Source organism: Blautia sp. 1033sp1_1033st1_G9_1033SCRN_220408 (assembly GCF_040929965.1).
In the GTDB taxonomy this organism is placed as follows: Bacteria; Bacillota; Clostridia; order Lachnospirales; family Lachnospiraceae; genus Blautia_A; species Blautia_A ammoniilytica.
The window spans coordinates 23,956-38,665 of sequence record NZ_JBFKZO010000014.1 but is presented as its reverse complement, the minus strand read 5'-3'; the positions used below and the strand labels follow the sequence as shown (position 1 = coordinate 38,665).

At 44.1% G+C, this 14,710-nt stretch carries 13 protein-coding genes, 4 tRNA genes and 1 riboswitch; of the genes, 15 read left to right on the top strand and 2 right to left on the bottom strand.

The window, feature by feature from the left end:
- Positions 1-7: 7 nt before the first annotated feature.
- Positions 8-223: a helix-turn-helix domain-containing protein gene (locus AB5916_RS11155; protein WP_158421313.1), complete on the bottom strand. Its 216-nt coding sequence runs from the start codon at positions 221-223 to the stop codon at positions 8-10.
- 252 nt (positions 224-475) lie between these two features.
- Between AB5916_RS11155 and AB5916_RS11150 the strand changes: the two genes are divergently transcribed.
- From AB5916_RS11150 to AB5916_RS11095, 12 genes are all read left to right on the top strand, one after another.
- Positions 476-2,011: a YifB family Mg chelatase-like AAA ATPase gene (locus AB5916_RS11150; protein ID WP_173726917.1), complete on the top strand. Its 1,536-nt coding sequence runs from the start codon at positions 476-478 to the stop codon at positions 2,009-2,011.
- Between the two features lie 25 nt (positions 2,012-2,036).
- The gene (gene dprA / locus AB5916_RS11145; protein WP_368190850.1) at positions 2,037-2,921 is read left to right on the top strand and encodes a DNA-processing protein DprA; all 885 of its coding nucleotides are present in this window, start codon (positions 2,037-2,039) and stop codon (positions 2,919-2,921) included.
- Positions 2,922-2,959: 38 nt separating this feature from the next.
- Entirely contained in the window at positions 2,960-5,038 is a 2,079-nt protein-coding gene (topA, locus tag AB5916_RS11140) for a type I DNA topoisomerase (RefSeq protein ID WP_368190848.1), read from the top strand.
- A 160-nt stretch (positions 5,039-5,198) separates the two neighbouring features.
- Positions 5,199-5,987 carry a GTP-sensing pleiotropic transcriptional regulator CodY gene (codY, locus tag AB5916_RS11135; RefSeq protein WP_368190846.1) on the top strand — a complete coding sequence of 263 codons (789 nt, stop codon included), beginning with the start codon at positions 5,199-5,201 and terminating at the stop codon, positions 5,985-5,987.
- A 288-nt stretch (positions 5,988-6,275) separates the two neighbouring features.
- Entirely contained in the window at positions 6,276-6,407 is a 132-nt protein-coding gene (locus AB5916_RS11130) for a hypothetical protein (RefSeq protein WP_368190844.1), read from the top strand.
- A gap of 160 nt (positions 6,408-6,567) precedes the next feature.
- Positions 6,568-6,852, top strand: coding sequence for a co-chaperone GroES (gene groES / locus AB5916_RS11125; RefSeq protein ID WP_158421318.1), 285 nt, complete (start codon positions 6,568-6,570; stop codon positions 6,850-6,852).
- A 20-nt stretch (positions 6,853-6,872) separates the two neighbouring features.
- A complete protein-coding gene (gene groL, locus AB5916_RS11120) occupies positions 6,873-8,495 on the top strand; it encodes a chaperonin GroEL (RefSeq protein WP_158421319.1) in 1,623 nt (540 codons plus the stop codon).
- A 200-nt stretch (positions 8,496-8,695) separates the two neighbouring features.
- A complete protein-coding gene (locus AB5916_RS11115; protein ID WP_173726914.1) occupies positions 8,696-9,202 on the top strand; it encodes a DUF6106 family protein in 507 nt (168 codons plus the stop codon).
- A 193-nt stretch (positions 9,203-9,395) separates the two neighbouring features.
- Positions 9,396-10,853, top strand: a complete 1,458-nt coding sequence (guaB, locus tag AB5916_RS11110) for an IMP dehydrogenase (RefSeq protein ID WP_158421321.1) — start codon at positions 9,396-9,398, stop codon at positions 10,851-10,853.
- A gap of 2 nt (positions 10,854-10,855) precedes the next feature.
- Positions 10,856-11,629 (top strand): N-acetylmuramoyl-L-alanine amidase family protein, encoded by a 774-nt coding sequence (locus AB5916_RS11105; protein ID WP_368190841.1) that lies wholly within the window; start codon positions 10,856-10,858, stop codon positions 11,627-11,629.
- A 270-nt stretch (positions 11,630-11,899) separates the two neighbouring features.
- A riboswitch (ZMP/ZTP riboswitch) is annotated at positions 11,900-11,982 on the top strand.
- Between the two features lie 65 nt (positions 11,983-12,047).
- Positions 12,048-12,761, top strand: coding sequence for an IMP cyclohydrolase (locus AB5916_RS11100; RefSeq protein ID WP_158421323.1), 714 nt, complete (start codon positions 12,048-12,050; stop codon positions 12,759-12,761).
- Positions 12,762-12,783: 22 nt separating this feature from the next.
- Entirely contained in the window at positions 12,784-13,968 is a 1,185-nt protein-coding gene (locus AB5916_RS11095) for a phosphoribosylaminoimidazolecarboxamide formyltransferase (protein WP_368190839.1), read from the top strand.
- Between the two features lie 203 nt (positions 13,969-14,171).
- Here the strand turns inward: AB5916_RS11095 and AB5916_RS11090 are convergent.
- A tRNA-Gly gene (locus AB5916_RS11090) sits at positions 14,172-14,244 on the bottom strand.
- Between the two features lie 206 nt (positions 14,245-14,450).
- Between AB5916_RS11090 and AB5916_RS11085 the strand changes: the two genes are divergently transcribed.
- The 3 genes from AB5916_RS11085 to AB5916_RS11075 all read left to right on the top strand — a co-directional run bounded on the left by AB5916_RS11085 (position 14,451) and on the right by AB5916_RS11075 (position 14,710).
- Positions 14,451-14,523, top strand: a tRNA-Val gene (locus AB5916_RS11085).
- 15 nt (positions 14,524-14,538) lie between these two features.
- Positions 14,539-14,612: transfer RNA gene (locus tag AB5916_RS11080), tRNA-Met, on the top strand.
- Between the two features lie 26 nt (positions 14,613-14,638).
- Positions 14,639-14,710, top strand: a tRNA-Met gene (locus AB5916_RS11075).

Genomic DNA, 14,710 nt, shown 5'->3' with positions numbered 1-14,710 from the left:
ATGTTTTTTAGTGATACAGCTTTTTGTTATCGGTACGGCCAACCAGATAATCAATGCTTGTATTATAATAGTTTGCAAGTCGGATGAGCATTTCAATTGGTATATTCCTGGATCCTGTTTCATAATGGGAATAGGATCGCTGGCTGATATGCAGGATTTCGCTGATTTGTTTCTGAGAAAGGTCAGCATCCGTACGCAGATCCTGAATGCGCTGAAATCTCATACAGTATTTCTCCTTTCCGATTTTTTTCTTTTGTATTTCTATGAAAACGTCTATTCGCAGTATAAAACAGAACCAATTAAACTATTGCAAATAGGAGCATAATGGGCTATACTAAAATCTATCTATCTGTTCAAAAACAGTCTGGAATTCATGTGCAGTATTCTGAAAATCATCTACAAAAATCCATGAGAATTTTATTTTAAAAAAGGCAAAAACACAGGTCGGGGCAGCGCTTTTTGCAGAAAGGAAATCATGTTTGCAAGTGTATTGTCAGCCAGTATTTTAGGAATGGAAGTGTGTCCCATTCAGGTGGAAGCAGATGTAAGTGACGGTCTTCCATCCTTCACAATGGTGGGGTATCCGTCAGCTCAGGTAAAAGAGGCTCAGGACCGGGTCCGTACTGCTCTCCGCAATAATGGGATCAGTCTGCCACCTAAAAGAGTAACCGTGAACTTTGTACCGGCAGATATCAAAAAAGAAGGGGCAGGATTTGATATACCTGTAGCTGCAGCTGTTTTATCTGCGGCAGGGATCCTTCATCCAAGCCTGCTTGAAGGCGTGATGCTTGCCGGGGAGATCAGCCTGAACGGAGAGATTTATCCTGTGCCGGGTATTCTTGCCAGAGTGATCAAAGCAAGGGAATTAAAGTGCAGATATTGTATGGTTCCCTATGGTAATCTTCAGGAGGCCAGGCTTGTAAAAGATATGCCAGTGATCGGTGTAAAGGATCTGAAAGAACTGATCCGATATCTGAAAAATCCGGAAGATTTTCATAAAGAAAATCCTGACAGACCAAGCCCTAAAGAAACAGAAAATGAGTGCAAGACCAGGGTGGATTTTCTGGATATCCATGGTCAGGAAGGAGCCAAAAGAGCCTGTGAGATCGCAGTGAGCGGATTTCACAATATTCTGTTTATCGGCCCTCCTGGAGCCGGCAAAACTATGTTGGCAAAGCGGCTTCCCACCATTATGCCACAGCTTACTTTTGAAGAAAGCCTGGAGCTGACCAGGATCTACAGTATTGCTGGATTGTTGTCTGCTGACAGTCCGTTGATCTGTCAAAGACCTTATCGAAGTCCTCACCATACCAGTTCTGCCCAGGCAATGGCAGGAGGAGGCAGGATTCCTGGTCCAGGAGAGGTGACCCTGGCACACAGAGGTGTGCTTTTTCTTGATGAAATGCCGGAATTTTCAAGGAGAAGCCTGGAAATCCTGCGGCAGCCCATGGAAGATAAAGTGATCCAGCTTTCAAGAGCCAGCGGGACCTTTACATTTCCGGCAGGCTTTATGCTGGCAGCAGCCATGAACCCTTGTCCATGTGGCTTTTTTCCGGATATGAACAGGTGCCGCTGCACTCCTGGAGAAGTGAGTCACTATCTGGGGAAGATCAGCAATCCTTTGCTTGACCGGATCGATCTTTGTACGGAGGTATCGCCTGTATCTTTTCAGCAGATGAATGGCGCGCCGGAAGGAGAATCCTCTGATACGATCCGGGAAAGAGTAGAGCGAACCAGGCAGATCCAGCTGGAAAGATATCAAAAGGAAAACATATGCTTTAACGGAGAGCTTTCCGGCAGACAGATCCAGAAATACTGCGGGGTTACAGAAGAAGGAAACAGGCTTCTTGAACAGGCATTCCGAAAAATGGAACTTAGTGGCAGAGCGTATCACAGAATACTGAAAGTGGCCAGAACCATTGCGGATATGGAGCAGGAGGATAAGATACATGTTTCCCACATTTCGCAGGCTTTATCCTATCGTGCATTTGACAAAAAATACTGGGTATAAATGAAGAAACAGTGAGGTATTTTATATGGAAGGAAAACAAACAGAAATAAGAAAGATCACCATAAACAGTAAGGAATATCCCAAGCGTCTTAAGAAGCTGTCAGGTATGCCAAAAGAACTTTATGTAATAGGAAATCTGCCGGAAGACAATGCACCCACAGCAGCTGTGGTAGGGGCCAGAATGTGCAGCGCCTATGGAAAAAGGCAGGCTCATTGTTATGCAAAGGTACTGGCAGAATACGGGATCCAGGTGATAAGCGGTATGGCATTGGGAATCGATACTCAGGGACATTTGGGCGCATTGGAGGCACAAAGGCCAACTTATGCAGTGCTGGGCAGCGGCGTGGATGTGTGTTATCCTGCAGCCAACCGGAAGCTTTACAATCAGATCCTGGAAACCGGAGGAGGGATCATCAGTGAATTTCCTCCCGGGATGCCGCCAAAGGCAGGACATTTTCCTGCACGAAACAGGATCATCAGTGCCCTGGCAGATGTGGTGCTGATCGTGGAAGCCAGAGAACGAAGCGGATCTTTGATCACTGCAGGCTTTGCTCTTGATCAGGGAAAGGCAGTGTATGCCCTTCCGGGACAGGTGGATCAGATTCTTTCACAGGGCTGTAATCAGCTGATTTTTGATGGGGCAGGCATTGCCTGGTGTCCGGAAATCCTGCTTGGGGAATGGGGGATTTTTCCTGAAAAGAAGGAGACAGCAGGAGAAAAAAAGAACTTAGGACTTGCAAGAGATTTGGAATTGGTGTATAGTTGTCTCGATTTACGACCTGAAAACCTGGATTATTTTATTCAAAAAACAGGATTTTCAGCAGGAAAAACAAGCGGGCTGCTGATGCAGCTTCAGGTATTGGGGCTTGCCAGTGAGGTGGGCAGACAGCATTATGTTAGATGTAAGTAACATGTGACTACATTATGATTTAGCTTAGGAGAGTTATCATGGCAAAGTATCTGGTGATAGTTGAGTCACCTGCAAAGGTAAAGACAATTAAGAAGTTTTTGGGGGCAAATTATGAAGTAGAGGCATCAAACGGACATGTACGGGATTTCCCAAAGAGTCAGTTTGGCATTGATGTGGATAATGATTTTGAACCGAAATATATAACCATCCGTGGAAAGGGAGAATTGCTTGCCAAACTTCGTAAGGCAGCGAAGAAAGCAGATAAGATCTATCTTGCAACGGACCCTGACCGTGAGGGAGAGGCTATTTCCTGGCATTTATCACAGGCTCTGAAAGAGGATCCAAAGAAAATGCACAGGATCACCTTTAATGAGATCACAAAGACTGCAGTAAAGGATTCGTTGAAGCATCCAAGAGAACTAAATCTGAACCTGGTGGACGCACAGCAGGCAAGGCGTATGCTGGATCGTATGGTGGGTTATACCATCAGTCCTCTTTTATGGGTAAAGGTGAAGAGAGGCTTAAGTGCAGGAAGGGTACAGTCTGTAGCTTTACGTATCATCTGCGACAGAGAGGATGAGATCAATTCTTTTATTCCGGAAGAATACTGGAGCCTGGACGGAGACTTCATTGTAAATGGAGAGAAAAAGCCACTGGAAGCCAGATTCTACGGCACAGACAAGCGGATGGAGATCCATAATAAGCAGGAGATGGACCAGGTACTGAAGGCTCTGGAGGGGCAGGAGTATGAGATTTCCGAGGTAAAGAAAGGAGAACGCACCAAGAATGCGCCACTTCCTTTTACTACCAGTACTCTTCAGCAGGAGGCTGCCAAAACATTGAATTTTTCTACACAGAAGACCATGCGTCTGGCACAGCAGCTGTATGAAGGCGTGGATATCAAGGGCAGCGGCACAGTAGGTGTGATCACCTATCTGCGTACAGATTCTACCAGGATCTCTGAGGAAGCTGACAGTGCTGCAAGAGCTTATATTGGAGACAATTATGGTGAGCAGTATGTTTCCCATTTCGAAAAAGCAGTGAAAAAGGGACAGAAGATCCAGGATGCCCATGAAGCGATCCGTCCTACAGATATCAGCAGGACTCCTCAGATGATCAAGGACTCCCTTTCAAGAGATCAGTTCAGGCTTTATCAGCTGATCTGGAAACGCTTTGCAGCCAGCCGGATGGCAGCAGCCAAGTATGAGACCACATCTGTGAAGATCCGGGCAGGGGAATATACCTTCACAGTTGCAGCTTCCAAGGTGGCCTTTGACGGTTTTATGTGTGTATACACCCAGGAAGATGATGAGAAGAAGGGCAATGTATTAAGCCAAAGTCTGGAAAAGGGCATGAAGCTTTCCTTAAAGGAATTAAAGCCACAGCAGCATTTTACACAGCCGCCGGCTCATTATACAGAGGCTTCCCTTGTAAAAACCATGGAAGAACTGGGAATCGGACGCCCAAGTACTTATGCGCCTACCATTACCACGATTATCAGCAGAAGGTATGTGTCAAAAGAGCAGAAGAACCTTTATGTAACCGAACTGGGTGAAGTTGTAAATAATATTATGAAACAGGCATTTCCAAGTATTGTAGATGTGAATTTTACAGCTACCATGGAAGGTCTTCTGGACTGCGTGGAAGCAGGGACAGTACAGTGGAAGACAGTTGTCCGTAATTTCTATCCGGATCTGAAAGCAGATGTGGATGCTGCACAGAAGGAACTGGAAAAAGTAGATATCCAGGACGAAGTTACAGATGTGATCTGCGATAACTGCGGACGTCATATGGTGATCAAATATGGTCCCCATGGCAGATTTCTTGCATGCCCTGGATTCCCGGAGTGCAGAAACACTAAGCCATATTATGAAAAGATTGGTGTACAGTGTCCTAAGTGCGGCGGTGAGGTTGTGCTGAAAAAGACCAAAAAGGGCAGAAAATATTACGGCTGTGAGAACAATCCGGAATGTGATTTTATGTCCTGGCAGAAGCCGTCTAAGAAGAAATGCCCAAAATGCGGTAATTATATGGTGGAAAAAGGCAATAAACTGGTATGCAGCCAGGAAACCTGTGGATATGTGGAACAGAAAACAACCGATGATGAGGATAAATAATGCTTTTTTCAGTCAATATTTATTAATAAGATATATTTCCTGAAAAATCGGGTAAAATAAAAAAATAGTAAAAAATGTCTTGTAAATATCCTGCAAAACGTGTAGTATGATTATATCAGATTACAGGATTGCTTCATAAAAGAAGTGAAAGGAGGACAATATGAGCGTTCAGTTACTGGATAGAACAAGGAAGATTAACAAGCTTCTTCACAACAGCAACTCCAGCAAGGTGGTATTTAATGATATCTGCCAGGTTCTGATGGAGACTCTAAGCTCCAACATTCTTGTACTTAGTAAGAAGGGTAAGGTATTAGGTATAAGCTTATGTCCTGGAGTTGAGGAAATCACAGAACTGATTGAAGATAAAGTTGGCGGCTATGTGGATGGAATGTTGAATGAAAGGTTTCTGGGCGTTCTGTCTACCAAAGAAAATGTAAATCTCCAGACGCTTGGGTTTGAGCATGTATCTGCAAGCTACCAGGGGATTATCAATCCCATTGACATTGCAGGTGAGAGACTTGGCACGGTATTTATGTACCGTAAGGACCGTCCATATGATATAGAAGATATTATTGTCAGCGAATACGGCACTACTGTTGTAGGGCTGGAGATGATGCGGGCGGTGCATGAAGAGAATGCGGAGGAAGACCGTAAGAAGCAGGTTGTGAAGTCTGCTTTTAATACTTTATCATTTTCGGAATTGGAAGCCATCATCCATATCTTTGATGAACTGAATGGGGATGAGGGGATACTGGTTGCCAGCAAGATTGCTGACAGAGTAGGGATCACCCGTTCCGTTATTGTGAATGCACTTCGCAAATTTGAAAGTGCAGGTGTGATCGAATCACGTTCTTCAGGTATGAAGGGAACTTATATTAAGGTTTTGAATGAAGTGATCTTCGATGAACTGGAGGAGATCAAAGCCCAGAAGAATAACAAGAAAGCCTGAACAGGGCTGGGATATCAGATGATCAGAAGGCTGTTGCAGAGATTGCAGCAGTCTTTTTTATGTAATAGGAAATTACTCCGTAATGTTCCTATTACATAAAAACGCTCCGCGAGGATGCGACCAGATGCATGAGGAATATGTCTGCTAAAGCAGACTGCATCTGGCGCGCAAAGCGTAACAAGTCCCTCAAAGATTGAGGGATACAGGGAGTTTGAAGCGGACTTGTTCGCTTTGTTCCGTAATCAGGAAATTATTCCGTAAGGTTCTTATTGCTAAAAATGCATCGCAATGATGGGCTTTGTGTATACTGTACCTGTAGGATTCTGGCTTGGCTTGCTGGCTGTTTCTTTTGCTGCTATATTTACATCATTTTTTTATAAAAATAAAAAAATTAGAAAACAAGAGAAAAATAAAGAATAAATAAGATTTTAAAAGAATACACTGTAATCTATAAGCGTGAAAAGAGTTGCAGAAAAGCGATAAATTCAATAATATAGGGACAGTGATTAGCACTCATATTAATTGAGTGCTAGCAAATTAGAAATGAAGAGCATTGCAATAATAAAGGAGGACATAAATCATGAAGTTAGTACCATTAGGTGACAGGGTTGTATTAAAACAGTTAGAAGCAGAAGAAACTACAAAGTCCGGTATTGTTCTTCCTGGTCAGGCACAGGAAAAACCACAGCAGGCAGAGGTTATTGCTGTAGGTCCTGGCGGCGTTGTTGATGGCAAAGAAGTAAAAATGGAAGTTGCTGTAGGAGATAAGGTTATCTACTCCAAATATGCAGGAACAGAAGTGAAACTTGAAAACGAAGAATATATTGTTGTAAAACAGGGCGATATTTTAGCTGTTATTAAATAAAAACAGGAGGATTGATGATCATGGCAAAAGAGATTAAATATGGCGCAGAAGCCAGAGCAGCACTTGAAGCTGGTGTGAATAAATTAGCTGATGCAGTAAGAGTAACACTTGGACCGAAAGGAAGAAACGTAGTTCTTGATAAACAGTTTGGCGCTCCGCTGATCACTAACGATGGTGTTACCATTGCGAAAGAAATCGAGCTTGAGGATGCATTTGAAAATATGGGTGCACAGCTGATTAAAGAAGTAGCATCCAAAACCAACGATGTTGCAGGTGATGGTACTACAACTGCTACAGTACTTGCTCAGGCAATGGTACATGAGGGAATGAGAAACCTGGCAGCAGGTGCAAACCCGATCATTATGAGAAAAGGTATGAAGAAAGCTACAGATGTTGCTGTAGAAGCAATCAAGAAGATGAGCCAGAAAGTAAGCGGTAAATCCCAGATCGCAAATGTAGCAGCAATTTCTGCAAGTGATGAAGAGGTTGGTAAGCTGGTAGCTGATGCTATGGAGAAGGTTTCCAATGATGGTGTTATCACTGTAGAAGAATCCAAGACTATGCATACAGAGCTTGACCTGGTAGAAGGTATGCAGTTTGACCGTGGATATATTTCAGCATATATGTCCACAGATATGGAGAAAATGGAAGCAACACTGGAAGATCCATATATCCTGATCACAGATAAGAAGATCAGCAATATCCAGGAAGTTCTTCCGCTTCTGGAGCAGATCGTTCAGGCTGGAGCAAAGCTTCTGATCATTGCAGAGGATGTTGAGGGTGAGGCTCTTACTACTCTGATCGTAAACAAATTAAGAGGAACCTTCCAGGTAGTGGCTGTTAAAGCTCCTGGCTATGGTGACAGAAGAAAAGAAATGCTTCAGGATATTGCAATCCTTACAGGCGGTACAGTGATCTCTGATGAGGTTGGTCTGGAACTGAAGGATGCTACAATGGCTCAGTTAGGCCGTGCAAAATCCGTTAAAGTTGCAAAAGAGAATACCGTTATCGTTGACGGTCTTGGAAAGAAAGAAGATATTGCAAACCGTGTTGCACAGATCCGTGCTCAGATTGAGGAGACAAAATCTGATTTCGACAGAGAGAAGCTTCAGGAAAGACTTGCAAAACTGTCTGGCGGTGTAGCTGTGATCCGTGTTGGTGCTGCAACTGAGACAGAGATGAAAGAAGCAAAACTTCGTATGGAAGATGCTCTGGCAGCTACAAGAGCAGCTGTTGAGGAAGGCATTATCGCAGGTGGCGGTTCTGCTTACATCCATGCTACCAAAGAGGTTGGTGAGCTGGCTGCATCTCTTGAGGGAGATGAGAAGACCGGTGCCAACATCATCCTGAAAGCACTGGAGGCTCCTCTGTTCCGTATTTCTGCAAATGCAGGACTTGAGGGATCCGTGATCATCAATAAAGTAAAAGAGTCTGAGCCAGGAATTGGTTTTGATGCTCTGAATGAGAAATATGTGGATATGGTTAGCGCAGGTATCCTTGATCCTGCAAAAGTTACCAGAAGTGCCCTTCAGAACGCTACAAGCGTTGCATCTACACTGCTTACAACAGAGTCTGTTGTTGCAAACATCAAAGAAGATGCACCGGCAGTACCGGCTGGCGGACAGGGAATGGGTATGATGTAATCCCAGCCACATTATAAAGAGGTACATCATAAAGAAAGTATAAATTGGGGTCGGCGTCATAGACGCTGGCCCTGTTTTGTGATATACTGAAAAAAATGTCAGGAATAGTAGAAGATGTACTGGAAGCACTGCTCGACTTGAATTGAACTTTCTGACAATTACAAAAATTAAAAACAAAAAAAGAAATAGGAGAAGATGTTATGAGTGACTTATATCAGGAGCATCTGGTAAAGAAAGAGCGCACAGCAGCGGATTCTGCAGTCCGGATCGCAGTGATAGGATTTACTGCACTTTTTGTTGTGGCAGGTTTGTTTATCACACCAATTGCTCTGCTTCTGGCACTGGTTCTTGGTCTGGCAGGGTATTTTATACTGTTTCCAAGGACTGACCTGGAGTACGAGTATCTTTATGTGAACGGTGAACTGGACATTGACAAGATCATGGCCAAATCCAAGAGAAAAAGAGTTAAAAATCTGGATATTAAGAATGCAGATCTGGTAGCTCCCCTTACCTCCCACAGGATGGATTATTACAACAATAACCAGAAGATGAAGGTGTACGATTTTTCTTCTGGAAATGCAGAGCACAAGCGTTTTGCCATGATCATCAGAGATAATGGAGAGTCCTGCAAAGTGATCCTGGAGCCGGATGAGAAGATGATCCAGGCGATTCGGAGCAGTGCGCCAAGCAAGGTCTTTCTGGACTGAGTAAACAGGTTGTGACAAGGTCTTTTTGGCCTGACCCAGTGTGTCATGGCAAGGTTTTTCCGGCCTGACCCAGTGTGTCATGCTAAGAATTTTTCAGGCTAACCCGGTATTGACACTGATTATTTTTTTTGCTAAACTATGGAACAATACATAAAAAATAAAACACAAAACATTTAACAAGGGAGGAAATGCAATGGGTACTATCATTGGAGAGGGCATTACATTTGACGATGTTCTTTTAGTTCCGGCGTATTCAAAGGTAATTCCGAATCAGGTTGATGTAACCACGTATCTGACCAAGAAAGTAAAATTAAACATACCGCTGATGAGTGCAGGTATGGATACCGTTACAGAGCACAGAATGGCGATTGCCATGGCCAGACAGGGTGGTATTGGTATTATTCACAAGAATATGTCTATCGAGGCGCAGGCTGATGAGGTAGATAAAGTTAAGCGTTCCGAGAACGGCGTTATCACAGACCCATTCTATTTGTCCCCAGAGCACACATTGAAGGATGCCAACGACCTGATGGCAAAATTCCGTATTTCAGGTGTTCCGATCACAGAAGGCAGAAAGTTGGTAGGTATCATTACCAACCGTGACCTTAAGTTTGAGACAGACTTTTCCAAGAAGATTAAAGAATGCATGACTTCTGAAGGACTGATCACTGCAAAAGAAGGGATCACTCTTGAAGATGCAAAGAAGATTCTTGCCAAGTCCCGTAAAGAGAAGCTTCCCATCGTTGATGATGACTTCAACTTAAAGGGACTGATCACTATTAAGGATATTGAGAAGCAGATCAAATATCCGCTGGCAGCGAAGGATTCCCAGGGACGTCTGCTCTGTGGTGCAGCTGTAGGTATTACAGCTAATGTACTTGCACGTGTAGAGGCACTGGTTGCAGCTAACGTAGATGTGATCGTGATCGATTCAGCCCACGGCCATTCTGAGAATATCCTCCGTGCTGTTCGGGAGATCAAGGCAGCATATCCGGAGCTTCAGGTGATCGCAGGGAATGTAGCTACAGGAGCAGCTACAAAGGCTCTGATCGATGCAGGAGTGGATGCTGTTAAAGTTGGTATCGGACCTGGATCTATTTGTACTACCCGTGTGGTTGCCGGTATTGGTGTTCCACAGATCACAGCAGTTATGGACTGTTACGAAGTGGCAAGCCGTTATGATATCCCTATCATTGCAGATGGTGGTATTAAGTATTCCGGTGATATTACTAAGGCGATCGCAGCAGGTGCTAATGTGTGTATGATGGGAAGCATGTTCGCAGGATGCGATGAGAGTCCGGGAACATTTGAATTATATCAGGGAAGAAAGTACAAGGTATATCGTGGTATGGGATCTATTGCAGCTATGGAGAACGGCAGCAAGGATCGTTATTTCCAGGAGAATGCCAAGAAGCTTGTTCCTGAAGGTGTTGAGGGCCGTGTAGCATACAAGGGCCATTTGGAGGATACTGTATTCCAGTTAATGGGCGGTCTTCGTTCAGGTATGGGATACTGTGGCGCCGAGAATATTGAGATACTGAAGACAACCGGCAGATTTGTTAAGATCTCCGCTGCATCTCTGAAAGAGTCTCATCCTCATGATATCCACATTACAAAAGAAGCACCGAACTACAGTGTAGATGATAAATAAATATGACAGATAAATCTCCCAGGCCGTCTTTTCCAAGGCGGCCTGATTTACATAAAGAGAAAAGAACAATACCTGGAAAAAGGCAGCGGATACGGCAGCGTAACCGGCGGCTGATCCTTGCGTGCAGCCTTTTGCTGCTGATCCTTGTCTGCATGATCTGGCTGATCAACAGAAAGTATACAGCAGATCAGTCAGAGGAAATGACCAGTCAGAATGCATCCAGTGTAGAGGGTACTTCCGATGGCCCTCAGCAGTGGCAGGAACAGGGAGCACCGTATATTGATGTGCAGCTGCTTACCCCTAATGAGTATTCCAGGCCGCAGCTGCCCATTGCACAGGTTAATTATATTGCCATTCATTATACAGCGAATCCGGGAGCCTCTGCACAGGACAACAGGGATTATTTTGAGAATCTGTCCTGGACCCATGAGACAAAGGTAAGCAGCCATTTCGTGATTGGACTGGAGGGCGAGGTGATCCAGTGTATTCCATCTTCTGAGATGTCCTATGCCACCAATTCCAGGAACGTAGACACTTTGTCTATTGAGTGCTGCCATCCAGACGAGACCGGGAAGTTTAATGATACCACTTATGAATCTTGCGTAAAACTGGCAGCCTGGCTTTGTGTGCGTTTTGGACTGGATCAGGAGGCAGTGATCCGGCATTATGATGTAACAGGGAAAGAATGCCCTAAATATTATGTGGATAATCCTCAGGCCTGGGAGCAGATGAAGGCTGATATACAGGCTCGCATTCAGGCGGTTCAAGTCGAGTAGCCGCGAGACTTGGCGCGTGATTCTGGTCAGCGTAAGCTGACATATTCTTTACAGAATCACTGCGCATCCTCGCGGAGCGTTTATCTCAGTCGGAGATTGGACTCCCACTGAGACGAACTTGCTGTTACTTACCACCTGAAAGATGTGGGAGTCTTCTCGACTGAGATAAAGCCTTGCAGTAGAGTGTCTGTGAATCTTGAAGTGAATAGGTTTTTCAACACCAAATATTTTTGGGGGCTTGCAAATAAGAAAAATCTATTGTATAGTAAAAAAGAGCTGCACAACTGGCGGATCGTAGGGCAAACCTACAGGGAGTGCAGTATATGAAAATGTCGACCGCCTGGGCAGCCTGGTAAGAGGGCTTCCCAGGTTTTTTGTACACAAAAAAGAGAAAAGGTAAAGCAAAGGAGCAAAGATTATGGAAATGTTGTCACTGGAAAAAGAACTGAAAGAAAATTCTTATCCTGGCAGAGGGATCGTGATCGGACGGTCTGCAGATGGAACCAAGGCTGTAACAGCATATTTTATCATGGGCAGAAGTGAAAACAGCAGAAACCGTATTTTTGTAGAAGAAGGAGAGGGGATCCGTACACAGGCCTTTGACCCTTCCAAACTGGTTGATCCAAGTTTGATCATTTATGCTCCGGTACGTGTTCTGGGCAATAAGACGATTGTTACAAATGGTGATCAGACAGACACCATCTATGAGGGAATGGATCATCAGCTTACATTTGAACAGTCCCTTCGCAGCAGAGAATTTGAGCCAGATGGACCAAACTATACGCCTCGTATTTCCGGTGTTATGCATGTGGAAAATGGTTCCTACAGCTATGCAATGTCTATTTTGAAAAGCAATAATGGGGATCCATCTTCTTGCAACAGATATACCTTTGCCTATTCAAATGCAAAAGCAGGAGAAGGACATTTTATCCACACATACAAGTGCGACGGGAATCCGCTTCCAAGCTTCGAAGGAGAGCCTAAGCTGGTAGCCATCCCGGATGATATGGATGCATTTGCAGAGTTGTTGTGGAACAGCCTGAATCCTGACAACAAAGTATCTCTGTTTGTAAGGTACATTGATATTGCAACAGGCAGTTATGTATCAAAGATCGTAAACAAGAATCAGTAATCAGAAGAAGGAGGAGACAATAATGAAAGAATTAGAGTTAAAATATGGATGCAACCCAAATCAGAAACCTTCCAGGATTTACATGGAGGATGGATCAGAACTTCCAATCAAGGTTCTTTCAGGAAGACCTGGATACATTAATTTTCTGGATGCATTTAACGGATGGCAGCTGGTACGCGATCTGAAGAAAGCTACCGGTCTCCCGGCTGCCACATCTTTCAAGCATGTTTCACCTGCAGGGGCTTCCATTGGCCTTCCGCTGACAGAGACTCTTGCAAAGATCTACTGGGTAGAGGATATGGATTGGAAGAACTTTTCACCGCTGGCATGTGCATATGCAAGAGCAAGAGGTGCAGACCGTATGTCATCCTTTGGAGATTTCATTTCCCTTTCTGATGTGTGTGATAAAGATACAGCCCTTTTGATCAAGAGAGAGGTATCTGACGGTGTGATCGCACCTGGATATACACAGGAGGCATTGGAGATCCTTCAGCAGAAGAAAAAAGGCAACTACAATGTGATCCAGATCGATCCGGACTTTGTGCCTGCACCTGTAGAACATAAGCAGGTATATGGTGTTACTTTTGAACAGGGAAGACAGGAGCTGGCTATTGATGATCAGCTGATCTCCAATATTGTGACTGCTAAGAAAGATCTTTCAGAAGAAGCAAAAAGAGATATGAAAGTGGCTCTTATCGTCTTGAAGTATACTCAGTCCAATTCTGTATGCTACGTAAAAGACGGACAGGCTATTGGTGTTGGTGCAGGACAGCAGTCCCGTGTGCATTGTACAAGACTGGCAGGACAGAAGGCTGATAACTGGTTCCTTCGTCAGAGTCCGAAGGTGCTGAACCTGCCTTTTAAAAAGGAGATTTCAAGAGCAGAACGAGACAATGCCATTGATGTGTATATTGGTGAGGAATACATGGATGTTCTGGCTGACGGTAAGTGGGAGAAAACCTTTACACAGAAACCGGAGATTTTTACAGTCCAGGAGAAACGTGCATGGCTGGATCAGATGACAGATGTAACACTTGGTTCTGATGCATTCTTCCCATTCAGCGACAATATTGAGCGTGCACATAAAAGTGGTGTGAAGTATATTGCACAGCCTGGTGGATCTGTAAGAGATGCAGATGTGATCGCTACCTGTGACAGCTATGGAATGGTTATGGCATTTACCGGAATCCGTCTGTTCCACCATTAATTGATTTTAAAGAAAGCAGAGCTATAAATATAGTAATAAGACAGCAGGACTTCTTAGCGTATAGCAGGAAGTTTTGCTGTTATTTTATGTAACAGGAAATTACTCCATAATGTTTCTTTGTATAAAAACGCTCCGCAGGATGCAGCAATTGACTGGAAGATTCTAAACAAAAAAAACCGGAAGAAAAATCTTCCGGCATCAAGAGCGATAGACGGGGCTCGAACCCGCGGTCTCGACCTTGGCAAGGTCGCGCGTTACCAACTACGCCACTATCGCATTTGTTATTGTTTGTCTCAAGGACAAGACATATATTACCATATAAATGAATGGTTGTCAAATGGTTTTTTGGAAAAATTATATTTTTTTTATTATTTTAAAAACTCAAAAAATTTAAAAAAGTTGTTGACAAAGTGACGGATATGATAGTATAATAGCAAAGCAAGTTGTGACAGGGATGAATACTTTTTTACAGCTTGATACATGGGGTCTTAGCTCAGCTGGGAGAGCATCTGCCTTACAAGCAGAGGGTCATAGGTTCGAGCCCTATAGGCCCCATACTTATGAATATATGGCGAGATAGCTCAGTTGGCTAGAGCACACGGTTCATACCCGTGGTGTCGAGGGTTCAAATCCCCCTCTCGCTACTTGTGATTCACCAACAATTTTATATGGCGAGATAGCTCAGTTGGCTAGAGCACACGGTTCATACCCGTGGTGTCGAGGGTTCAAATCCCCCTCTCGC

Coding starts and splice junctions, on each gene's coding strand:
- AB5916_RS11155 (WP_158421313.1), bottom strand. CDS start 223: ATGAGATTTCAGCGCATTCAGGATCTGCGTACGGATGCTGACCTTTCT.
- AB5916_RS11150 (WP_173726917.1), top strand. CDS start 476: ATGTTTGCAAGTGTATTGTCAGCCAGTATTTTAGGAATGGAAGTGTGT.
- dprA (WP_368190850.1), top strand. CDS start 2,037: ATGGAAGGAAAACAAACAGAAATAAGAAAGATCACCATAAACAGTAAG.
- topA (WP_368190848.1), top strand. CDS start 2,960: ATGGCAAAGTATCTGGTGATAGTTGAGTCACCTGCAAAGGTAAAGACA.
- codY (WP_368190846.1), top strand. CDS start 5,199: ATGAGCGTTCAGTTACTGGATAGAACAAGGAAGATTAACAAGCTTCTT.
- AB5916_RS11130 (WP_368190844.1), top strand. CDS start 6,276: ATGATGGGCTTTGTGTATACTGTACCTGTAGGATTCTGGCTTGGCTTG.
- groES (WP_158421318.1), top strand. CDS start 6,568: ATGAAGTTAGTACCATTAGGTGACAGGGTTGTATTAAAACAGTTAGAA.
- groL (WP_158421319.1), top strand. CDS start 6,873: ATGGCAAAAGAGATTAAATATGGCGCAGAAGCCAGAGCAGCACTTGAA.
- AB5916_RS11115 (WP_173726914.1), top strand. CDS start 8,696: ATGAGTGACTTATATCAGGAGCATCTGGTAAAGAAAGAGCGCACAGCA.
- guaB (WP_158421321.1), top strand. CDS start 9,396: ATGGGTACTATCATTGGAGAGGGCATTACATTTGACGATGTTCTTTTA.
- AB5916_RS11105 (WP_368190841.1), top strand. CDS start 10,856: ATGACAGATAAATCTCCCAGGCCGTCTTTTCCAAGGCGGCCTGATTTA.
- AB5916_RS11100 (WP_158421323.1), top strand. CDS start 12,048: ATGGAAATGTTGTCACTGGAAAAAGAACTGAAAGAAAATTCTTATCCT.
- AB5916_RS11095 (WP_368190839.1), top strand. CDS start 12,784: ATGAAAGAATTAGAGTTAAAATATGGATGCAACCCAAATCAGAAACCT.